The sequence below is a fragment of the Bradyrhizobium sp. genome, assembly GCF_035484855.1.
In the GTDB taxonomy this organism is placed as follows: Bacteria; Pseudomonadota; Alphaproteobacteria; order Rhizobiales; family Xanthobacteraceae; genus Bradyrhizobium.
Window position 1 is genome coordinate 1 of sequence record NZ_DATHOP010000159.1, and the last position, 21,030, is coordinate 21,030.

The 21,030-nt window shown below is 62.3% G+C and carries 17 protein-coding genes and 1 pseudogene; 4 read left to right on the plus strand and 14 right to left on the minus strand.

All coding sequences use genetic code 11. The annotated features are described in order from the left end of the window. The 6 genes and pseudogenes from VK804_RS18000 to VK804_RS18025 all read right to left on the minus strand — a co-directional run. A pseudogene (locus VK804_RS18000) lies at window positions 1-261 on the minus strand (oxalate decarboxylase); the annotation flags it as partial. A 124-nt stretch (window positions 262-385) separates the two neighbouring features. Further along, complete coding sequence (locus tag VK804_RS18005; protein WP_325372685.1) at window positions 386-1,393, minus strand: formate dehydrogenase subunit gamma; 1,008 nt, start codon at window positions 1,391-1,393, stop codon at window positions 386-388. A 50-nt stretch (window positions 1,394-1,443) separates the two neighbouring features. Next, window positions 1,444-2,046 (minus strand): formate dehydrogenase FDH3 subunit beta, encoded by a 603-nt coding sequence (gene fdh3B, locus VK804_RS18010; protein ID WP_325372687.1) that lies wholly within the window; start codon window positions 2,044-2,046, stop codon window positions 1,444-1,446. Between the two features lie 11 nt (window positions 2,047-2,057). After that, window positions 2,058-5,012 carry a formate dehydrogenase subunit alpha gene (locus VK804_RS18015; protein ID WP_325372689.1) on the minus strand — a complete coding sequence of 985 codons (2,955 nt, stop codon included), beginning with the start codon at window positions 5,010-5,012 and terminating at the stop codon, window positions 2,058-2,060. Window positions 5,013-5,023: 11 nt separating this feature from the next. Next, window positions 5,024-5,233, minus strand: coding sequence for a formate dehydrogenase (locus VK804_RS18020; RefSeq protein WP_325372691.1), 210 nt, complete (start codon window positions 5,231-5,233; stop codon window positions 5,024-5,026). Between the two features lie 228 nt (window positions 5,234-5,461). Next, on the minus strand, window positions 5,462-6,661 hold the full coding sequence (locus VK804_RS18025; protein ID WP_325372693.1) for an adenylate/guanylate cyclase domain-containing protein: 1,200 nt from the start codon (window positions 6,659-6,661) through the stop codon (window positions 5,462-5,464). Between the two features lie 162 nt (window positions 6,662-6,823). On the opposite strand from VK804_RS18025, the gene VK804_RS18030 reads away from it, so the two are divergent. From VK804_RS18030 to VK804_RS18040, 3 genes are all read left to right on the plus strand, one after another. Further along, on the plus strand, window positions 6,824-8,248 hold the full coding sequence (locus VK804_RS18030) for an MFS transporter (RefSeq protein WP_325372695.1): 1,425 nt from the start codon (window positions 6,824-6,826) through the stop codon (window positions 8,246-8,248). Window positions 8,249-8,637: 389 nt separating this feature from the next. Beyond that, the gene (locus VK804_RS18035) at window positions 8,638-9,699 is read left to right on the plus strand and encodes a sugar phosphate isomerase/epimerase (protein ID WP_325372697.1); all 1,062 of its coding nucleotides are present in this window, start codon (window positions 8,638-8,640) and stop codon (window positions 9,697-9,699) included. Beyond that, entirely contained in the window at window positions 9,699-10,889 is a 1,191-nt protein-coding gene (locus tag VK804_RS18040) for a Gfo/Idh/MocA family oxidoreductase (RefSeq protein WP_325372699.1), read from the plus strand. The genes VK804_RS18035 and VK804_RS18040 overlap by 1 nt, the downstream gene beginning before the upstream one ends. Before the next feature lie 140 nt (window positions 10,890-11,029). Here the strand turns inward: VK804_RS18040 and VK804_RS18045 are convergent, their stop codons facing one another. From VK804_RS18045 to VK804_RS18060, 4 genes are all read right to left on the minus strand, one after another. After that, window positions 11,030-11,440, minus strand: a complete 411-nt coding sequence (locus VK804_RS18045) for a carboxypeptidase-like regulatory domain-containing protein (protein ID WP_325372701.1) — start codon at window positions 11,438-11,440, stop codon at window positions 11,030-11,032. Next, on the minus strand, window positions 11,437-12,249 hold the full coding sequence (locus VK804_RS18050; protein ID WP_325372703.1) for a carbohydrate ABC transporter permease: 813 nt from the start codon (window positions 12,247-12,249) through the stop codon (window positions 11,437-11,439). The genes VK804_RS18045 and VK804_RS18050 overlap by 4 nt, the downstream gene beginning before the upstream one ends. After that, window positions 12,249-13,187, minus strand: a complete 939-nt coding sequence (locus tag VK804_RS18055; RefSeq protein WP_325372705.1) for a sugar ABC transporter permease — start codon at window positions 13,185-13,187, stop codon at window positions 12,249-12,251. The genes VK804_RS18050 and VK804_RS18055 overlap by 1 nt, the downstream gene beginning before the upstream one ends. A gap of 67 nt (window positions 13,188-13,254) precedes the next feature. After that, complete coding sequence (locus VK804_RS18060; RefSeq protein WP_325372707.1) at window positions 13,255-14,505, minus strand: sugar ABC transporter substrate-binding protein; 1,251 nt, start codon at window positions 14,503-14,505, stop codon at window positions 13,255-13,257. 176 nt (window positions 14,506-14,681) lie between these two features. On the opposite strand from VK804_RS18060, the gene VK804_RS18065 reads away from it, so the two are divergent. After that, window positions 14,682-15,770, plus strand: coding sequence for a sn-glycerol-3-phosphate ABC transporter ATP-binding protein UgpC (locus VK804_RS18065; protein ID WP_325372709.1), 1,089 nt, complete (start codon window positions 14,682-14,684; stop codon window positions 15,768-15,770). A gap of 28 nt (window positions 15,771-15,798) precedes the next feature. On the opposite strand, the gene VK804_RS18070 is transcribed toward VK804_RS18065, so the two are convergent. The 4 genes from VK804_RS18070 to VK804_RS18085 all read right to left on the minus strand — a co-directional run bounded on the left by VK804_RS18070 (window position 15,799) and on the right by VK804_RS18085 (window position 20,964). After that, entirely contained in the window at window positions 15,799-17,109 is a 1,311-nt protein-coding gene (locus tag VK804_RS18070; RefSeq protein ID WP_325372711.1) for an ABC transporter substrate-binding protein, read from the minus strand. Between the two features lie 128 nt (window positions 17,110-17,237). Next, on the minus strand, window positions 17,238-18,056 hold the full coding sequence (locus VK804_RS18075) for a family 1 encapsulin nanocompartment shell protein (RefSeq protein ID WP_325372713.1): 819 nt from the start codon (window positions 18,054-18,056) through the stop codon (window positions 17,238-17,240). Then, window positions 18,053-19,120 (minus strand): Dyp-type peroxidase, encoded by a 1,068-nt coding sequence (locus VK804_RS18080; protein WP_325372715.1) that lies wholly within the window; start codon window positions 19,118-19,120, stop codon window positions 18,053-18,055. The genes VK804_RS18075 and VK804_RS18080 overlap by 4 nt, the downstream gene beginning before the upstream one ends. Before the next feature lie 224 nt (window positions 19,121-19,344). Continuing rightward, window positions 19,345-20,964 (minus strand): hypothetical protein, encoded by a 1,620-nt coding sequence (locus tag VK804_RS18085; RefSeq protein ID WP_325372717.1) that lies wholly within the window; start codon window positions 20,962-20,964, stop codon window positions 19,345-19,347. Between the last annotated feature and the right edge of the window lie 66 nt (window positions 20,965-21,030).

Genomic DNA, 21,030 nt, shown 5'->3' on the forward strand with positions numbered 1-21,030 from the left:
GCCGGTCTCCTGCCGGACATGGGAATCCGAAAAAGAGAAACGAAGATTGGGTAGCGTGCCGTGATCGGTGGGAGGCGGGACCAGGATATCGGGATTTTGCCGGTCGCGGAGGAGATTGCGCGGACCGGGATCGGTGCCGCCATGGCCGGGGCGCATGGGTTGCGGCACCGGCTCATTGGTTTGCGCGCCGGCCGCCGTTGCCGCAAACAGGCCGCCGGCGGCGCCGGCCGCCAACATCGTACGTCGAGTGATATCGTCCATGACCTTCTCTCCTTGAAAAAAAATGACATGTCGTGGATCGCCCCGGATTCACGGGGACAAGATGTTGCGGTGATGCGTCAGGCTATCTCGTGTGCGCCGGATCAACGGGTCGTCCGGCCAACCTTCATTCCGCTGGTGTCGCCGCGGGCCGTCCCGGTCCGCGCTCCTTCTCGAGTTGTCGGGCAAGCCAGAGGTCGTGATGTTCCTTCGCCCAGTTGAGATCGACGTCGCCCTGCCCCATCGCTTCGAACGCACCCTCCATGCCGAGCGTGCCGATATAGATGTGCGCCAGGATCAGGGCGACGAACAGCACGGCCACGACGGCGTGTGCGCCCTGCGCGAGCTGCATGTCGGCGATATCGGTCCCGTAGAAGGGAAACAGCAGCAGAACACCCGATAACGAAACGACAATGCCGGCCATCAGCGAAAGCCAATAGACCAGCTTCTCTCCCAGATTGAACCTGCCGGCCGGAGCATGCCTGTTCTTGATGAAACCTCCGCCTTGCCTCAGCCAATCGAGATCGACCTTCTCCGGAAGGTTGTCCTTGAAGAAGATCACGATGATCAGGACGAGCCCGGCCATGAATGCGAAGCTGGTGAAGTTGTGCAAATACTTCGCAGCTTCCGAAATCTCCGAGAATGCGTCCGGGCCGACCACAGGCAACAGCACGAGTTTTCCGAAGGTGATATTCAACCCGGTCAATCCGAGAATGACGAATGAGACCGCCGTCAGCCAATGCGAAAATCTCTCGAAGGCCTTGAAGCGGAGGATTTTCTGCCCCGAGCGCCCTCCGGCAATCCGGATGCGTCCCACAATAAAATAGGCCAGTGCGAGCAGCGCGATGGTCCCCAGGATCACGATCGCGCCGCCCCAATGCAGCAGGACTTCATGGAAATAGTCCCAGGTCCGCCCCGCGGGCTGGATCAGCACGGCGGCTTTCCTGTCGGGAATATCGATGCGGCCTTCGATGCGGGGCACCTGCTTCAGCAGCGTCTCTTGATCGACCACGCTCGCCGTGGGATCAGGGGCGCCATCGGGCCCGAACTTTTCGGCGTATGCAGGAACCGCCGCGGCCATCACCAGCCATGCCACCGCCAGGACCAGAAGGCGAATGCTCACAGGAAGCGTCATGACGTCAACCCCTTGCTGCCTTCCTTGCCATCGTCAGCCTCGGTGGCAGATCAAACTTTGATGTCCTCGCGATAGGCGGTCATCCAGCCCCAGGCGCCGGAGCCGTAACCGCGTTTGAGAACGCGTTCCTTGTAGATCTGGGCAATGATGTCGCCGTCGCCGGCCAGCAACGACTTGGTCGAACACATCTCGGCGCACATCGGGAGCTTGCCTTCGCCGAACCGGTCCGAGCCGTATTTCTCGAACTCCGCGGCGCTGCCGGGCGCTTCCGGTCCGCCGCCGCCGGCGCAATAGGTGCATTTGTCCATCTTGCCGCGCGAGCCGAAATTGCCGACCTGCGGGTACTGCGGCGCGCCGAACGGGCAGGCATAGAAGCAATAGCCGCAGCCGATGCAGATATCCTTGTCATGCAGCACGATACCGTCATCGGTCGGATAGATGCAGCTGACCGGGCAGACCGCCGCGCAGGGCGCATCGGTGCAATGCATGCAGGCCATCGAGACCGAGCGCTCGCCGGGCTTGCCATCGTTGATGGTGACGACGCGGCGGCGATTGATGCCCCAGGGGACCTCGTTCTCGTTCTTGCAGGCGGTGACGCAGGCGTTGCAATCGATGCACCGATCCGCGTCGCAAAGGAATTTCATGCGCGCCATCGCATTCCCTCTCACGCCGCTCTGATCTGGCAAAGGGTTGCCTTCGGCTCCTGCATCCCGGTCGCAGGATCGTAGCCATAGGTCGTGAGCGTGTTCACGCTCTCGCCGAGCACGATGGGATCGAAGCCTTTCGGATATTTGGCGCGGAGATCAGCGCCCTCAAACCAGCCGGCGAAATGAAACGGCATCCAGGCAAGACCCTTGCCGACGCGTTCGGTCACCAGCGCCTTCATGCGGGCCTTTGAAGCGCCCTCCGGCCCCGTCACCCAGACCCATCCGCCGTCCTGGATGCCGCGCTCGGCCGCATCCGCCGGATTGATCTCGACATACATGTGCTGCTTCAATTCGGCGAGCCACTTGTTGGAGCGCGTTTCCTCGCCACCGCCTTCATATTCCACAAGCCGCCCCGAGCTCAGAATGAGAGGAAATTGCCTGGCGATGCCCCGGTCGACCGCCGCCTTCTGCACGGTAAAGCCGATATTGGGAACGCGGAACTGCCTGGCGTCCGGCAAGGTCGGATAGTCGGCAACGAGATCCGTGCGCGGCGTATAGATCGGCTCGCGGTGGACCGGAATCGGGTCGGGAAGATTCCAGGCGATCATCCGCGCCTTGCCGTTGCCATAAGGCGAACAGCCGTGCTCGATCGCCACGCGCTGGATTCCGCCGGAAAGGTCAAGCGACCAGGACACCGTATCGGGATTGGCGGGATTCACGGTCTGGATAACAGCCAATTCCTGCGCGGTGAGATCCTTGTCCCAGCCGAGCTTCTTGAGCACCGCCAAAGTGAACTCCGGATATCCATCCTTGATTTCGGAGCCGGCGGAATAGGAGCCTTCGGCGAGCAGGTTGTCGTGTTCCTCCTTTTCGACTTCCTGGCCGTTTTCCATCACCTTGCGCTTGACGATGCGTTCGACGCCGAACCGGGCGCGGAAGGTGCCGCCGCCGTCCTTCACCGCCAGGTTGGTGTTGTAGAGGATCGCCGAGCCGGGATGCCTGAACTCCGGCGTTCCCCAGCACGGCCATGGCAGGCCGTAATAGTCGCCGCCGACCTCCGGGTCATCCTTGGGCGCCCGCATGGTGACCAGATCGAACTTGGCCTGGTTCTTCATGTGCGCCTTGAGCCGCTCGGGCGATTGCCCGCAATAGCCGGTCGACCAGCCGCCGCGATTGATCTCGCGCAGGATATCTTCCGCCGACACCGCATTGTTGTCGACCTTGATGTTCTTGAACATCCGATCGGCGAAGCCGAACTTGCGGGCAAACAGGTACATCGTGTCGTAGTCGTTCTTCGATTCGAACACCGGCTCCACGATCTTCTCGCCCCACTGCAGCGAGCGATTCGAAGCGGTACGCGAGCCGTCCATCTCGAAGCTGGTGCAGGCCGGCAAAAGATAGATTCCGTCCTTGCGGTCCGAGAGTACCGACCACGCGGTCGGATAGGGATCGCAGACCACCAGCAGTTCGAGTTTCTCGATGCCGCGCTTGGCTTCCGGCATCCGGGTAATGGTGTTGACGCCATGTCCCATGATGAACATCGCCTGCACATTGTCGGGCTGGCTGACCTGGTCCTTCGGCAGCAAGGTCGCGTCGAACCAGCGCGTAGACGGAATGCCCGGCGTTTCCATCAGCTTCTTGTTCGGGAAACGGGAACTGATCCAGTCGTAGTCCACTTCCCACACCCGGCACCAATGCCGCCAGGCGTCTTCGGCCAGACCGTAATACAGCGGCAGCGTCGTCACATCGAGGCCGAGATCGGTGGCGCCCTGCACATTGGTATGACCGCGAAAGATATTGGCGCCGCTGCCCGGAGATCCGACATTGCCGGTCGCGAGAAGCAGAATGCAGCTGGCGCGGACGTTGGCGGTGCCGGTCGCGAACTGGGTCTGTCCCATCGCCCAGATCAGCGTCGCGGGTTTTTGCTTGGCGAAGATTTCGGCGATGTGTTTGACTTGGGCTTCCGGCAGACCGGTGACACGTTCGACCTCGTGCGGCGTCCACTTCGCCACCTGCTTGCGGATGTCGTCGATGCCGTAGACGCGCTGGCCGATGAATTCCTTGTCCTCCCAGCCGTTTTCGAAAATGTGCCAGAGCATTCCGTAGATCGTGGCGATATGGGTACCGGGACGGACGCGGACATATTCGGTGGCGTGGGCGGCGGTCCGCGTCATCCGCGGATCGACCACGATCATGTTGGCGCGGTTGAGCTCCTTGCCCTCGAGAATGTGCTGAAGCGAAACCGGATGCGCCTCCGCCGGATTGCCGCCCATCAACAGGATGGTCTTGGCGTTGCGAATATCGTTGTAGCTGTTCGTCATCGCGCCATAGCCCCAGGTATTGGCGACGCCGGTGACGGTGGTGGAGTGGCAGATTCGCGCTTGATGATCGCTGTTGTTGGTTCCCCAGAATGCCGCGAGCTTGCGGTTGAGGTAGGCCGCCTCGTTGGTGAACTTGGCCGAGCCCAGCCAGTAAACCGAATCCGGTCCGGACTTCTGGCGGATCTCCAGCAGCTTGTCGCCGATTTCGTCGACGGCCGTTTGCCACGTGATCCGCATCCATTGCCCGTTGACGAGCTTCACCGGATAGCGCAGGCGGCGGTCGCTCAGCACGTCGTCGCGGACGGCCGCGCCCTTGCAGCAATGTGATCCGCGATTGATCGGGCTGTCGTAGTCCGGTTCCTGGCCGATCCACACGCCGTTCGCCACTTTGGCGATCACCGAGCAGCCGACCGAACAATGGGTGCAGATGTTCTTGCGGGTCGCAACGGTGGCGCCGGCTGGAGGCGGCGGACCGGCCTCGGCTTGACGGACGCCACCAAGCGGCAGATTGCCGACTGCCGCCAGGGCGCCTGCGGCGAGGCCGGAACGCTTCAGGAAAGCGCGGCGATCCAGACCGCCGCTTGATTCATTCGCTCCTGAGCCGGCAAGCCGCCCGCGGCCTCGGTGGCGTTCCGATGTCCTGATCAACACGGACGCCTCCCTCACCGGGCCGGATAGGAGTTGACGCGATAGAAATCGCGAACCTCCGGGGAGTTCGCTTGATAGCGGGCCTTGCGCTTGTCGGCGAGATTAACGGGCGCGGCGGCCGCCGGGTCCGGCACCAGGGTAGTTGCGGCGGCCGTTCCAGCGCCGGCGATCGCGAAACGAAGCAAATCGCGCCTCCGGATAATCGCCTCGAATCGCTCCTTCATGAAGGTCGCACTCCTGACGTCAGCTGTGGCTCTACCGGTCGTCCGCAGTCTTCTCCTATCGGCTCATTTCGCGCCCTAGCGTAATACGCACATACCGTTGTCGCTCCACTGCGCGCGGCTTCCGTTGTTCAATTCCGCGTGAGGTCTCGCCTCCTCACGCAGCGACCAGAAACATTGGTTCTCGCGCAACCCTTTGGAAACAAACGCATTCTCGGCGCAGATCGGCATTCAGCCGTGATACGCAAACAGCTCGATCGGGTCGTTGAAGCCGCGGACCGGATATTCGCCGACGCGTTCGAGATCGAAATCGCCTTTGACGAAGTCGGCGAACGCGCGGGACAGCAACACCGGCTTCCCCAATTGTTTGGTGAGGGATTCCAGACGCGAAGCCATGTTGACCGCGGGGCCGATGACGGTGAAGTCGAGCCGGGTGCGCGACCCGATATTGCCGTACATGACGTCACCGACGTGGACGCCGATGCCGTAATTCAGCGGGGCACGACCGGTTTCGCCGTTCTTTTCGTTCAGCGCAACCATGGCCTGACGGGCCTCGGCCACGGCGTGCAGCAGATCTGCGCAGGCCGACGGCTGGCTGAGCGGAAAAATGGCGAGCAGACCGTCGCCGATGAATTTCAGTATTTCTCCGCCATGCCGCGCGATCGGCTCCGACATCGCGTCGAAATAGCCGTTCAGGAGATCGATGACGTCATCGCGGGGCCAGTTGTCGGAGATCCTGGTGAAATCACGCAGATCGCAGATCAGGATGGCGGCGCTTACCGTCGTCCCGCTTCCCCGCCTGGTGGCGCCGGCCAGAATGAGCTCGCCGGCATGCGACCCGACATAGGTTTCGAGCAGCGTCCGTGCCAGCCGGTTCTTGACGCGGATTTCGCTGACCAGCGCCAAACCCGGCAACAACTTCGACAGGTCCGCGATATCCGCGTCGTCGAAACCCCCACGCCGGTCGGTTGCAAAGGTCACCATATGCCGCTTGCCGAGCGTATGGTGCAGCGGCCACGCCACATAGTCGGTCAGGCCTTTCGCGCGCATCTCGTCATAGACGGCGTGCTTGCGGCCCAGCGATGGATCGCGTTCGAGATTCTCGCGCACCTCGGTGGCACCGTCCTGCAGCTCGTTGGCGGGACTGCCGATATATTCGGATCGCTCCCTGACATCGTAGCCGACCCTCGCAATCTCGGCATCGTGCATCCCGTCGGCCCACATGAACCGGGCGCCCAGCCATTGCGGATGGTGGATCAGAATATGCAGCGTCGCCCGCTTGACGGGGATGCCCGCGCGCTGAAGCCGGACGCACAGCTCGGCGAAAATATTGTCGAGGAAGCGCTCATCGCGCGTATCGTTCATCAGCCAGTGCACGACGTCGCTGTCGGAATGGACGGTGACGGGATCGATGTTCGGCGGCGCGTCCATATCTTGCTCCCGGGCGGTAACCTGGATCGACGGTACAGGATATGTCGTGTCTCCGCCCGACAGCGTCAACGGTGCCCGCCGCAATCCACAACCGTCGATGCCAGGGCGGCTCCGCCCGCTCCCACTGGTTCTCCGGGGGTGTGCGCTCTACATTGACTGCAAATGAGCAACGCCCTTCACGTTCCCCTCGACGCCGCAAACGCGCGAACAGCCGAAGGGGCGCGTTCGCCGGCCCACCCTCGCCTCATTGTCGCAACGACGATCCTGGCATCGAGCCTGGCGTTCATTGACGGTTCGGTCGTCAATGTTGGCCTGCCGGCCATCGGTCGGAGTTTTCATGCCGACGCCCCCGGCCTGCAGTGGGTCGTCAACGCCTATCTGCTTCCCCTGAGCGCGCTGCTTTTGCTGGGAGGCGCGGCGGGAGACCGCTATGGGCGCCGACGTCTCCTGATCGTGGGTGTATCGCTGTTCGGCATCGCCTCTCTGACTTGCGCGATGGCGCCGAGCCTTGTCTTGTTGCTGCTTGCCCGCTTCGTGCAGGGTGCGAGCGCCGCCATGCTGCTGCCGAACAGTCTCGCAATCCTGGGCCAGAGTTTCTCAGGCGAGGCGAAAGGCCGCGCGATCGGCATATGGGCGGCGGCCGGAGCCGCCGCGGGCGCGATCGGACCTGTCCTTGGCGGGTGGCTGATCGATGCCGGCAGTTGGCGCCTCGCCTTTCTGATCAACGTTCCGCTGTCGGTAGCCGCGATCGCGCTGGCGTCCCGCTACGTCGACAGCAGTATCGACGACACAGCCGGCAGTCTCGACTGGTCGGGCGGAGCGCTCTTCACGGCTGCCCTGGGCCTTGCGACCTGGGCGTTGACCGAAGGATCCGGCCGGGCCTGGTCGCCAGCCACTTTTGCCGTGCTCGGAACCGGCTTGATCTTCCTGCTCATGTTCCTGTCGGTGGAGCGACGGCTCGGCGACAGCGCCATGATGCCGCTCTCGTTGTTCGGATCCCGGAGCTTCATCGGGCTGACGCTTTTGACGCTCCTGCTGTATGCCGCGCTCGGCGGATTATTCGTGCTGGTGCCCTATGTGTTGATTCAAGCGGGCGGCTACACCGCGATGCAGGCCGGCGCTGCGCTGCTGCCCCTGCCGCTGGTCATCGCCGTGGCATCGCCTGCGGCCGGTGCGCTGGCGGCGAGGCTCGGACCACGATGGCTGTTGATCGCAGGGCCGCTCCTCGTCGCGGCCGGCTTTCTCCTGACGCTGCGGATCGGGTCGGCCACAAGCTATTGGCTTGGGGCGTTTCCCGCGATGGCCGTGATTGCCCTCGGAATGGCCGGTGCGGTCGCCCCGCTCACGACAGCCGTTCTGATGTCCGTCGACAGCAGCCACACCGGTGCAGCATCCGGGCTGAACAGCGCAGTAGCGCGTACCGGCGGATTGGTTGCAACAGCCCTTATTGGACCTGTGATAGCGTCATCCGGACCTGCCTTGCTTTCAGCTTTTGGCGTCGCCGCGGCGATCGGCGCCGTCATCTGCGCGGCAGCAGCGGCGAGCGCCGCCATGTTGATCGCGCCGGCGGGGAAATCCCAACCATAGGCGGACGACGACCGTTGCTCACCGTCGTCCCTCGTCTCACATCCCGAGAATGCCGATCTGACTTATTCCAGATTCGGGTCGTCCCTTCGCTTGGACTGCCACTTCCACTGTCAGCACAGGCCGACCACAATGTCCTGGCGAAGGCCCGCTTTGCGCCGGAAGCGCTGCCGGGAATGCAGCTTGGCTTGTGAGGCATCTGCTCATGGAATGATGTTCGAACGGGCGGATGTCTTGATGCACTTGCAAACGACCAGCGCCCTCGCAGCCGCATCATGATGAATTTGGAATATGCGCCTTGCGCAAACACACATCGGTTGAAGGATGCCTTGCAGGCGCTATAGTCGAGTTCTCGCCCGCTTCCTGCCGCGCTGAAGTGGCACCGGAGGACCATGCCAAAGACCATTAGGGGACCCGGACTGTTCATCAGCCAGTTCATCGGACGGGAGCCTGCCTTCAATACGCTCCGCGGCATCGCGTCCTGGGCCTCCGAGCTCGGTTTCAAGGCGCTGCAAATCCCGGTGTCGACTGCCGGCCTGAGCGACATGGCGGGGCTTTCCGAGCGCGACACCATCGCGGCGGTCGAAACCATCCTCGGCGCGAACGGCCTTTCGGTAAGCGAGGTTTCGGCCCACCGCGCAGGCCAGCTTTTGGCGGTCCATCCGGCCTATGACGATGTCATGGACGCACTGGCTTCGCCTGATGTGCGGGGCAAGCCGCAGGCGCGCCGGAAGCAGGCCGAACATGATTTGCGCCGGGCGATATCGAACGCAGCGGCACTCGGCGCGCGACGCGTGGCGGTGCTTTCCGGTGGCTTCGCGTGGCCGTTTTTCTATCCCTATCCTCCAAATCCCGCGGGTCTCATCGCCCGCGCGTTCGACGAACTCGCCGCGCGCTGGCGTCCGTTCCTCGACGAAGCCGACCGCGCAGGCGTGGATATCTGTTTCGAACTTCATCCGGGGCAGGACTTGCATGACGGCGCGACCTTCGAGCGTTTCCTTGCCCTCGTCGACCATCATCCGCGGGTCAAAATCCTCTATGACCCCAGTCATATGCTGCTTCAGCATCTGGACTATCTCGGTTTCATCGATCGCTATCACCAAAGGATCGCGGCGTTTCACGTCAAGGACGCCGAGTTCATTCAAAGCGCAAGCCGCGGTGTCTATGGCGGCTATGCCGATTGGCTCGATCGCCCCGGCCGGTTCCGCAGCGTCGGCGATGGACAAATCGATTTCGGCGGCATTTTCGATCGCCTGACGCAATATGGATATGACGGATGGGCCGTGCTCGAATGGGAATGCTGCCTGAAGAACGCGATGGACGGCGCGGCTGAAGGGGCGCGTTTCATCGCCGACCACATCATCAGGGTCAGCGAACGACCGTTCGATGCCGGTATGCGGCAGGATGGATCACCGGAGGCGCTCGATCGCATTCGGGGCCTGAAGAGGCCGTGATGCCGAACCCGGTTCTCTCCGCACTCGGGCGGCCGTTCCGTCTTGGCATCGCCGGCGGCGCTTCGCCCTCGATGATCGGGCCCGTGCACCGGATCGCCGCGACGATGGACCAGCGCTTCACCCTGGACGCAGCCGTGCTGTCCTCGCGCCCCGAACGCGCCCGCGCGGAGGGCCGCGCGATCGGGCTCACTGAGGCGCGCTGCTACGGCAGCGTCGAACAAATGATCGAGGACGAACGGTCGCGCGACGACGGCATCGAGGCGCTGGCCATCGTCACGCCCAATGACAGCCACGCGCGTTACCTGCGGCTCGCGCTCGCCGCGGGTCTTGACGTCATGATCGAAAAGCCGCTTTGCAACGATCTCGCCGAGGCGGTGGCGTTGCAGCAGGCCGCCCGGGCATCGGGATGCGCGGTGGCGCTGACGCATACCTATTCGGGCTATCCGATGGTGCGCGAAATGCGCGCGCGCATCCTCGCGGGCGAGATCGGTGCTATAAGGCTGGTGCAGACGGAATATCTGGCTGGCGGCCTTGCCACGGCCGTCGAATCGGCTGTCGATGCCGACCAGCGCTGGAGACTGAAGCCGGACCGCAGCGGCCCGTCGCTCGTGCTCGCAGATATCGGAACGCATGCGCATCACCTGGTATCGTTTGTCACGGGTCTGCGGTTTGCATCCGTTTCCGCCGAGGTAGGCACCTTGCTGCCCGGCCGAAAGGTTTATGACCTCGCGCAAGTCCGGTTTCGGCTCGCCAACGGCGCACCAGGCCGGCTCGACGCCTGCAATGCGGCGGCCGGCATGTCGAATCATATTCACTTACGCGTCTACGGCGAGACCGGGCACATGGAGTGGGTCCACCGCAACCACGGACAGCTCGTCATCGCCTCGCTTGACGGTAACAGGCGAATTATCAGCCACGGACAGGCGAACCTGACATTCGATGCGCAACGCTCGACGCGATTGGCGCGTCCCGGACATCCGGAAGGGCTTCACGAAGCGGTCGCCAACCTCTATTGCGGCCTGGCGGACATGATGCTGTCGCGGCGCGGCCATCCGGCTTCCGACGCGCCGCCTCTGGTGCCTACGATTTCGGATGGTGTCGCCGGATTGTCGTTCGTGGCGGCTTGCCTTGAGAGCTCTGCGCAGGGTGGGGCCGTCGTTGCGCTACAAGCCACATCGGATCGTCACTGAGATTGCCGATCAGAAGCGCCTTCCTCGTCATGGCCGGGCTTGTCCCGGCCATCCACGTCTTTCCTGCTGCTGGGTCGTAGAGACGTGGATGCCCGGGACAAGCCCGGGCATGACGAGATTTGCATAAATCGGATCGCGGGTCACATGCCCTCCGCCAGCCGGAGCGGCTCCTTCAGCACAAAATCCTCCGAAGCGAAGCAAAGCCGGATCGACACCCGCGCGGATCGTCCCTTGCCCGGCTTCTCGGCGCTGACCTGGATATTGTGCGACGGATTGTTGGCAAATTCAAAGGAGCCGTCGGGCCTGGTGGTCGTCGAAGCCTTCACGACGAAGGTCGCAAAGTTGAACACCCACAGCTTGACCTCGGCGCCTTCGACCGGCGCGCCGCTCGTGTCAACGACGCGGCCTTCGACGATGCCGTGATCGTGGCTGACGACCCAGAGATTCCAGCCGACCGTGATGAGGACCAGCACGGCGGGAACGAGCACGAAACGGTTCAGCAGCCATCGTTTCCATTTCGGGCGCGAAAACTCCTCGTCTTCCATCGTCATCCCTTCGCCGCGCCCGATGTCAGGCCCTGCACGAATTCCTTCTGCGCCAGCAGGAACAGCAGGATGCCGGGTGCAAGCACCATGATGCAGAAGGCGTACAGCGCTCCGGTCGAATCCTCCTGATACGACAGGAAGCGTGCAAGGCCGAGCGGCAGGGTCTGCATATCGGCCGACCGGGTCGCGATCAGCGGCCACATGAAATTGTTCCAGGACCAGATGAATGAAAGGATGACGTTGGTCGCCATCGCCGACTTCGCCAGCGGCATCATCACCTTCCAGATGATCTTCCACTCCGACAGACCGTCGATCCGGGCCGCGTCGATCAACGAATGCGGGATCGCGTCGAAGCTCGCCTTGAATACGAAGATACAGATGATCGTCGAGAACATCGGCAACGCCAGGCCCAGATAGGAATCGAGCAGGCCAAGCTTGCCGGTGATCAGATAGGCCGGAATGATGGTGGTTTGAAACGGAATCATCATGCAAGAGAGAAACAGCATCAGCACCACGGTCTTGCCGCGAAAACCCTGCGTCAGCGAATATCCCGCCATGGCATTGAGCACGACGTTGGCGATGACGGTCATCACGGAAACGATGACGCTATTGAGGAAGAAGCGGGCAAACGGAATCGCGTACCAGACGTCGACGTAATAAAACGGGTTGGGATGGCGCGGAATGATGCTCGGCGGATAGGAGAAGATGTTTTCGCCTGATATCGAGGTCTTCAGCACCCAATAGAACGGCACCAGCATCACGAAGCAGGTGGCAATCAGGGCGAGATGGATCGGCCAGCGCGGATATTTCTTCATCAGTCGAACTCCACCGCGCCGGCATTGCCGCCGGACAGCCGGTTCGCGGTCCACGTCACGCCGAGCAGCAGCACGAAGAAGGTCACCGTCAGGGCCGCGGCGTAGTCGAAGCGGGTCTGCGTGAAGGCGAGCTTGTAGATGTAGGTGATGAGGATCTCGGTGGCGCGTCCGGGGCCGCCCGCGGTCATGACATAGACCAGATCGAAACTCGTCACCGAATTGAGCATGCCGATGACGAAGCAGAGGAACAGCGATGGCCGCAGCAAAGGCAGCGTGATGCGCAGGAAGCGGCGGAACGCGTTGGCCCCGTCGATCGAGGCGGCCTCGTAGAGATTGCCGGGAATATTCTGCAAGCCGGTCAGGATGATGATCATGTAAAATCCGAGCATCTGCCAGATATTGGCGGCGATCACCGACGGCAGCGCCCAGGTGAAGGAGTTGAGGAACGGGATCGGCTTGTCGACGAGATCCAGCGCCCTGGCGACGTAATTGATCAGTCCGACGCGCTCGTCGAACATCCAGCGCCAGATGATGGCGACAGCGACGGTCATCAGGGGATAGGACAGAAAGATCAGGGTGCGATAGACGTCGCGTCCCCTGATATCGGAGTTGACCAGCAGCGCCAGTCCGAGCGCCATCGCGATGCCGATCGGGGCCGATGCGATGATGCCGAGCGTGTTCCAGAGCGCCTGCCAGAACACGTCATCCTCGAACAGCATCTCCTGGTAGTTGTCGAGGCCGATGAAAACCGCCGGCTTCATCGGCGACCAGGCCTGAAACGACAGCAGGACGTTCCATCCCAGCGGCAGGATGCGGTAAAGCAGGAAGATCAGAAGCGATGGGGCCAGGAAGCTCCAGATCAGAACAGCCTTGCGCGTCGACTTGCGGACCGCGAAATGCGGCCGGCGCATCGCGGTCGCGGGCTCAGACACTACCATCGGGTGCGCCCTAGGCGAAAGCTTCTGCCGTCGCGCACTGAAGACAGCCTCCGACGATGCACCACGCTCACGACCGGCGCATGACGCGTGTCACTGCACGTTCCGCATCGGCAAGCGCCGTCTTGGCGTCCTTGCGTCCGAGCACGGCATTCTGGATTTCGGGCCAGAACGCGTCCTTGATCTGGGCGTCATTCGGTAGCGGCCAGTTGCCCGTCATCTTGTCGGTTTGCTCGAGTTGGGTTTGCAGCACGGCATGCGCCAGCGCATCTTCCGCCTGTACGCTGGCGAGCCCGGCCTTGTCGGCTTCGATGTTGGCGGTCAGCACCCGCCGGATTTCCGCAAGCCGCGTCGCCCATTTCGTACCGGTCATGTGCTTGACCAGCGCGAAGGCGAGGTCCGGATTCTTCGAGGTCTTGGAGATCGCGAAGCCGTGGTTGGTGGGGGTCGACCAGCCACCGGGGGTCTGCACGGCGCCCAGGGTTTCGGGGTTGATCCAGCGTCCCTGTCCCTTGACGAAGAAGTACGATGCCGAATGCGCATGAAGCATGCCGACATTGCCGCCGGCGAATGCGCCGTTCGGCTCGACCCAGCGGCCGGTCCATGCAATCTTGTTGATGCCTCCGGATTCGGTCGCCTTGGCAAGGCGGTCGAGAACCGCGATCATCTGCGGCGTATTGAAGGCCGGCTTCTTCATGTCCGGCGTCAGCAGTTCGATGCCGTTCATCTTCATCAGCGGCCAGTACAACCAGTCGAAGTTGAGCGTAATGAAGCCTGTCTTCTCGCCCTTGGCCATCGCCTGCGAAAACGTAATGAGCTCGTCGAACGACGTCGGCGGGCCTGACAGGCCGGCTTCCTTGAACATGATCTTGTTGTAGTAGAGCAGCGTCTTGGAGATATAGAACGGAATGAGATAATTCTTCTTGTCGTAGACGAAGCTCGACATGTAGTCAGGGTTGTAGAGTTTTATGAGCTCGGGCTCCTTCTGGAGGTATGGCGTGAGGTCGAGCAGCGCGCCGTTGGCCGCCCATTCCACCCATAATTCGCCCTGCAGGTCGATGATGTCGGGTGCGGTGCCCGCGACCAGTTGGGTCTGGTAGAATGCCGGCAGATCGGGCCCTTTCTTGTCGAGCCATTCGATCTCGACACCGGGATTGGTCTTCTGAAAGTCGGCAAACTCTTCCTTGAACAGCGCTTCCTGATCGGCGATGTTCCAGGTCAGGATGCTGAGTTTCCTGTTCGATTGCGCTCTGAGATAGGCCGGCATCGCCAGCGTTCCGGCGGTGGCCACGCCTGCCTTCAGAACGGTCCTGCGATCCATTTCATCCTCCCTCGTTTGGTTGCGAAATCGGCTGGAAGCGGAACCCCCATCCGACTCGGCCATCGCCGCAACCGGTTCTTTGGACCGGATTTGGAAGGCGTGACGGTCCGGATGATAGCCTTTGCAAATCGGCGGTCAACACGGTAGGTGCTGAAAGCATCGGGTGAGGTAATGACATGGCTACCGTCGAATTCAGAAGGCTCGTCAAGCGCTATGGCCCGCTCGAGGTGGTTCACTCGATCGACCTGATGATCGGTGACGGTGAGTTCATCGTGCTTGTCGGACCGTCCGGCTGCGGCAAATCGACGACGCTGCGCATGTTGGCCGGACTGGAAGACATTTCCGGCGGCGAAATCCTGATCGACGCCCGCGCCGTCAACGAGATCGAGCCGCGGGATCGCGATATTGCGATGGTGTTTCAGGACTACGCGCTCTATCCGCATATGTCGGTGTACGAGAACATGGCGTTTTCGTTGCGCTACCGGAAAGTGCCGCGCAAGGAGATCGATGCGCGCGTGCGCGATGCGGCGGAAATCCTGGGACTGACGCCTTATCTTCAGCGCCGGCCGAAGCAGCTTTCGGGCGGCCAGCGCCAGCGCGTCGCCATGGGAAGAGCCATTGTGCGTAAGCCGCGGGTGTTCCTGTTCGACGAACCCCTGTCGAACCTCGACGCCAAACTGCGCGGATCGATGCGGTTGGAAATGAAAAAATTGCACCAGCGGCTCGGCGTCACGACGGTGTTCGTCACGCACGACCAGATCGAGGCGATGACACTTGCCGATCGCGTGGTCGTGATGAACGGCGGCCATATCGAACAGACCGGTACGCCGGACGAGGTTTACCATGCGCCCGCGAGCCTGTTCGTCGCAAGCTTCATCGGCGCGCCCACCATGAATTTGATCCCGGCGGCCCGCGGTGGCGCCTGCGAATTGCGGTTGGCAGGGCTCGATCAGCTCATTGCGCTGCCCAGGCCGATGACCGGCTCCGCGAGCGATTTCATTTTTGGCATACGCCCGGAGGATGTCGACATCGCACAGGACGCGCCTTTGCCGGGGCAGGTCGATATGCCGGCGATCGTCGAGGTCATCGAGCCGCTCGGCGCGGACACGCTGGTCTTCACGACAATGTCAGGTCATCCGGTTGCCGCACGCGTGCGGCCGGAGATTCGCCCCGCTCCCGGTGCAGAGGTCATTGTGCGATTCAATTTGAAGCGCGCCCATCTGTTCGACGCCGCGACCGGTAAGGCCGTGGCCTTCGCGTCGTGATCCGCTGAACGGATCGCCGGCTCGCGACCTACATCGCGTAAACCGAGGATTTCGGCAGCGGGAACACCGGCTCCTGGGTGCGGATGTTGGTCGGCCAGACCACCGAGATGTGCTCGCCGGCATTCTGCATCACCACCGGCGTCGAGCGTTCGTTCTGGCCGGAGAGCGGCGTGTCCGGCGGGAAGAATTTCACGCCATAGCCCTGAATGGTGCCGCCGGCCGGGATGTCGACGTCGAGCGCCGCCTTGCGGATGGCTTCCGGATCGAAGCCGCCATATTTGTCCTTGGCCACCGGCAGCACATTGTTGAGCAGGACCCAGGTCTGATTGAATCCCATCGAACAGTGCGGCGGAACTTCGGTGGCGCCGGTCTTTGCCTTGAAGCGCTCGACCATGACCTTGGTGAGATCGCCGATGCCGGGCGCGAGCTTTGCGGGGTCGAGCAGCTGCGCCGGCACCGGATCGATATTGCAGAAATTGTCGATGTCGGCGCCGAAACTGGAGCGCAATTTGTCGAGCTGGCTGTAGCCGGCGCCGGCGCCGAACAGCATCTTGAATTGCAGGCCGTTCTCGCGGGCCTGGCGCAGGAACAGCGTAATGTCGGGATTGTATCCGGCATGCGAGATCACGTCGGCGCGGGAGCGCTTGATCTTGGTCACTAGCACCGAGAGGTCGGGGGCGGTCGCGGAATAGCCTTCCTTCAGCACCACCTGCAGTCCGGCCTCTTTCGCATAGGCCTCGTCGGCGGCGGCAACGCCGACGCCATAGGGGCCATCCTCGTGGACCAGCGCGACCTTGAGGTCCTTGGGGTCGATGCCGAGTTTCTGCTTGGCGTGCTCAGCGAGAAAGCCGGCAAAGGCCTGACCATACTGATCGGAGTGGATCTGCGCGCGGAACACGTAATGCAGATTCTTGTCCTTGAACACGGCGGTCGCAACCGCGGTGGTGATCCAGAGGATCTTCTTCTGCTGCTCGAGCTTGGCCGCGAGCGGCACCGCGTGCGCGCTGGCAAAGATGCCTTCGATGATGTCGACCTTCTCCTGGCTAAGCAGCCGCTCGGCCTCGTTGATCGCAACATCGGGCTTGCTCTGGGAATCGGCGGCGACGGGTACGATCTTGTACTTGCCGCCGATACCGCCCTTCTCGTTGACGAGATCGATCGCAATCTGGGTTCCGACGGAGGAAGCAACCGAGCCGCCGGCCGCAAACGGGCCGGTCAGATCGTAGATCACACCAATCCGAAGCGTCTCGGCCTGCGCCTGCGCGCGCGTCCAATCGAGATTGAGCACCGCTGCCGTGGCCGCGGCATTCTTCAAAAGCGTCCGGCGTGAAGTGGGCATGGCGTTCCTTCCCGAAACCCGTCTTTATTGTTGTGTTTGTCCGAGTATTTAAAGGATGCGGGGCAAAGTCAACACGCGGCCCTCATCCCTTCGTATCGCACGTCGCCGCCGGGCCCCACGAGCCGAAATCAGGGCTTGGCTTTGCCGTCGTTGGCAATCAGCGCAACGGAAGCCTCTGTGGTCAGCAGCAGGAAGGTGAAGGTCTCCTCAAGGTAGAGCCGGACCGTCTTGTCGTCATGGTCTAGATAGCCGATCGACACATCCTCTCCGATATAAAGCGCGAAATCGCCGCCGCGCGTCGTCAGCACGAAGGCGCCTGTAATCGCCGGCGCCCAGACGATTTCGCCGTCCACGAGCTCCTTGATATGCCGCATGATCGGATAGCCGTGATCGCTGCTCTCGCTCAACGCCGTATAGGCGTCGGCGCCCAGCAATACCGAATAGGGTCCGTTGACGCCCTCCAGGCGCAATTGGCTCAGTGCGTGGGCAATGGCGTCGGGATAGGCGCGCACATCGGGCGGCAGGGTGATAATCGGGTTGCTGGTGCCCTCGCGGATGCCGCCGATATCTGCGGCGGCGTAGCCCTCGAAGATCGCCCGATCCTCCGCAAAGGCCAGGAGTCGCGCCGCATCCTTGGCAGGCTGCCAATCGGAATCGTCGGCACCGCGCTCCACGTCGTCGATCTGCTGGCGATCGAGTTCGAAGGGAACGCGCAGTTCGACCACCGGCTTGACCTCGCGCGCGCGCGCCAGAATTCCATCTCCGGGTGCTGCGACATTGCGCAGATGGCCGGTGCCGACAGCGGAAAGCGCGACGCCACCCGGCCCATGCACGTCGACGACGCGCCGCCCTGCCAGATAGCGCTTGAGGGTGCGCGAGGTTTCCTCCTCGATATCGGCCCAGGCCGCCTCGGATATCGGGGCAAGTTCGCGGTGAAGATTGTTCATGATGCGGGGTCTCCTTTGAGCGAACCGATGTCGAGCGAACCTTCGCGTTTCGGCACGGGCTTTGGCGCTGCAGCCGCAGGCGTGTCCGAAAGTTCAGCGGCCGGATCGTCGTCCGTGATATTTTCCAGGAAAGTCGCCGATGGCACGAAGAACAGATTGCCGGTCTTGGCGACGCTGAAATCGAGCAAACGATCATAGTTACCGGGAGGCTGGCCCACGAACATGTTTTCGAGCATCTGCTCGGTCGTTCGCGGCGAACGCGCATAGCCGATGAAATAGGTGCCGAACTCCTTGTCGGCCACGCGGCCGAACGGCATGTTGTCGCGGACGATCTTGGTTTCCTTGCCATCCACCACGATCGTGGTGAGCGCGTTGTGGGCGTAAGTTGGTTTTGTGGCGTCATCGAGCTCGATGTCGGACAACTTGGTGCGGCCGATGATACGCTCCTGGACTTCCGTGGACAGCGCATTCCAGCCTGCCAGATCGTGCAAATATTTCTGCACGATCACATAGCTGCCGCCGGCGAAGGCGGCGTCTTCGGCCCCCACATAGGCGGTATCGATCGCGAGCTGCCCCTCCGGATTTTCCGTTCCGTCGACAAAGCCGAGTAGGTCGCGCTCGTCGAAATAACGAAAGCCATGCACTTCATCGACCGGCGAAACCGCCCCGCCCAGCCGGGCCATGATTTGCGTGGCCAGCTCGAAACAGAGGTCCATGGGCTTGGCGCGGATGTGAAACATGAGATCGCCAGGTGTCGCAACCGCATGGCGCGGGCCGGCCTTGATTTCCCGAAACGGATGCAGCTCTGCCGGCCGTGGTTGACCAAACAGCCTGTCCCATGCCTCCGATCCGATCCCCATCACGCAGGAAAGGTTTCCCTCGATGTTGCGGAAGCCGACGGCGCGTATCAGCCCCGGCAGATCGCCGCAAAACGACCGGACTGCCGCGCGATTGGCGGCGCCGGGATTGATGGTCGCGACCAGAAAGATCGCGGCGCGAGTCAAGGCCTGCACCACCGGCTGAGGCACCGGGGCCGGTTCGGACGGCGCGGCGGGCGCGGTCATTGGACGCGCTCCCTCTGCCCTGCTCCGTTGAAACAAGCCATTCGTCACCTGCCCGATCGATGCAGGATTGCCCACGAAACGGACAACTCAAATTCGAACCAACCTGCGGCTGCGTACCGCCTCGATACGCCACCGGTTTGAGGCCGGCGCCGCCGCTGCAGTCTACATTCTATATACGACGGATGAAACCCTCAGGCCGGGGTTCAGAGGATTCAGGAGGCATTTCAAGGGCCTTGCGCAGCGCGGCGGATTTTCTCGCAGGCAATGCCAACCGCATAGACCTGGACGCCCTCGACCACGCAATGGTCGGGGTGCAATTCCGTCAACCAGACCGAGGTTTTCGGGTCGAGCTCCGCCGCGGATCGCACCACGATGCAGGGATATTCGACGGCCAGCTGTCTGAAGCTAAAAGGATGGAAATTCCGCGACAGCGCATCGCCGTAAGTATTGTAGTTCAGGAGCGGCGCCTTGAACTGGCGCGCATAGGCCTCAGAGAACCGGTCCTGCATTTCCGGAGTCCCCAGCGTGGTTTCTCCCGCGAAATACAGTTCATCGTCGGGGGCTTGCATATACAGCCCGGATACGTTGGCGCATGACGGGCCGGCCGTTGTAACGGCCCGTGACAGCGCCGCCCCCTTGTCATCGAGCGCGATCCACTGCGCGGCTTCGCTTCTGATCTCAAGCAACGAGGTCGCGATCAGGACGGCGCAGACCGTGGCCGCCACGCCCGCGAGCGCGCGCGGCGAAACCGCCGGAAACAGCCGGCGCAGCTCGATGACGGTCAGCACGAGGACACCGCCAGTCAGCACCCAGGATGCCGCCATGTAATGCAGGTCGAAATGCTTCGCTGTCGCCACCAGCTGGGCGGCAAACGCAAGGAAGGCCGCAACCAGCGTCAGGCTGACCGGATCGAGGTAACGGCCGGTGGTCAGCATTCGCGCAAGTGCTGCGAGCATGCCGATCGCGAACACGGCAAAGATGACCGCGCCCGCCCCGATGATTTCTTCCATGTTCGGCCAGAACAGGCTGAAGTCGATGAAGCCGGTTTCGCCCGCGCCATAGATGCCCTTGTGCGTGGCCAGGCTGACGAGCCAGTGAAATCCGCCCGTGAACACATTCGGATTGAAGATCCGGTTGAATAAAAAGAACGAGAGGATACCGGTCAGGGAGGCGACGGCGAACGCCCACCGATTCCTGAGCAAGGAGACGCTCAAAGCGGCCAACGGAAAGACCAGGATTTTGGACGATAACCCCAATCCGAATGTCAGTCCCTGCATCGCACCAAGCCAGACCGTCGGCGGATTTTCGTCCAGTGCCGCCTTGAGCGCCAGCGCCATCCCGAAAATGGCGCAGGAAACCATCAGGCTTTCCGATGCCAGCACCACATCGAAATGCAGCGCCACCGGGTGGACGAAAGGTGCGACCTGGAACAGCATGGCCGCGAGCCAGCTGCGTGTGGCATTCCTGACGATGACGCCGGAGGCCAGCAAGACGCCGGACAGGATCACTGCCTGCGCGGCGCGCGTGGCATAGATGATCGCGTCGAAATTCTTCAGTCCGAAGTCGACGACGTCCGACCGGCCGGCGAGAAACGTCCACAGCTTGATGACGAGCCCGGTGAGCAGGATCGTGGTGGTGCCGGGATGATCGCTCTTCATCATCGGATAGCCCGCCGCCCAGGCGAGGCCGTTCATCGCATAGGTCGACTCGGGATCGACCTGCCGGCCCCAGGGTGCGGAATAGGCGGAATAGACGAGCGCCACGGCGAGATAGACGAGGGGCAGAACGACAACGGCGTATCGGGCCCAAATTCCGCCCGCGGTCTCATCCGGAAAATATTTCATGAGTCGGACCTAGCACAGACGCTGTGACATGACATAGGTCGTTGGATCGCATGTCCGGTTCGGGCG

Bases quoted from the DNA above. Each gene is read 5' to 3' on its own strand.
- VK804_RS18055 (WP_325372705.1), bottom strand. From the start codon at position 13,187: ATGGTAGTGTCTGAGCCCGCGACCGCGATGCGCCGGCCGCATTTCGCG.
- VK804_RS18025 (WP_325372693.1), bottom strand. From the start codon at position 6,661: ATGGACGCGCCGCCGAACATCGATCCCGTCACCGTCCATTCCGACAGC.
- VK804_RS18045 (WP_325372701.1), bottom strand. From the start codon at position 11,440: ATGACGATGGAAGACGAGGAGTTTTCGCGCCCGAAATGGAAACGATGG.
- fdh3B (WP_325372687.1), bottom strand. From the start codon at position 2,046: ATGGCGCGCATGAAATTCCTTTGCGACGCGGATCGGTGCATCGATTGC.
- VK804_RS18050 (WP_325372703.1), bottom strand. From the start codon at position 12,249: ATGAAGAAATATCCGCGCTGGCCGATCCATCTCGCCCTGATTGCCACC.
- VK804_RS18080 (WP_325372715.1), bottom strand. From the start codon at position 19,120: ATGACCGCGCCCGCCGCGCCGTCCGAACCGGCCCCGGTGCCTCAGCCG.
- VK804_RS18035 (WP_325372697.1), top strand. From the start codon at position 8,638: ATGCCAAAGACCATTAGGGGACCCGGACTGTTCATCAGCCAGTTCATC.
- VK804_RS18075 (WP_325372713.1), bottom strand. From the start codon at position 18,056: ATGAACAATCTTCACCGCGAACTTGCCCCGATATCCGAGGCGGCCTGG.
- VK804_RS18070 (WP_325372711.1), bottom strand. From the start codon at position 17,109: ATGCCCACTTCACGCCGGACGCTTTTGAAGAATGCCGCGGCCACGGCA.
- VK804_RS18020 (WP_325372691.1), bottom strand. From the start codon at position 5,233: ATGAAGGAGCGATTCGAGGCGATTATCCGGAGGCGCGATTTGCTTCGT.
- VK804_RS18065 (WP_325372709.1), top strand. From the start codon at position 14,682: ATGGCTACCGTCGAATTCAGAAGGCTCGTCAAGCGCTATGGCCCGCTC.
- VK804_RS18030 (WP_325372695.1), top strand. From the start codon at position 6,824: ATGAGCAACGCCCTTCACGTTCCCCTCGACGCCGCAAACGCGCGAACA.
- VK804_RS18085 (WP_325372717.1), bottom strand. From the start codon at position 20,964: ATGAAATATTTTCCGGATGAGACCGCGGGCGGAATTTGGGCCCGATAC.
- VK804_RS18040 (WP_325372699.1), top strand. From the start codon at position 9,699: ATGCCGAACCCGGTTCTCTCCGCACTCGGGCGGCCGTTCCGTCTTGGC.
- VK804_RS18005 (WP_325372685.1), bottom strand. From the start codon at position 1,393: ATGACGCTTCCTGTGAGCATTCGCCTTCTGGTCCTGGCGGTGGCATGG.
- VK804_RS18060 (WP_325372707.1), bottom strand. From the start codon at position 14,505: ATGGATCGCAGGACCGTTCTGAAGGCAGGCGTGGCCACCGCCGGAACG.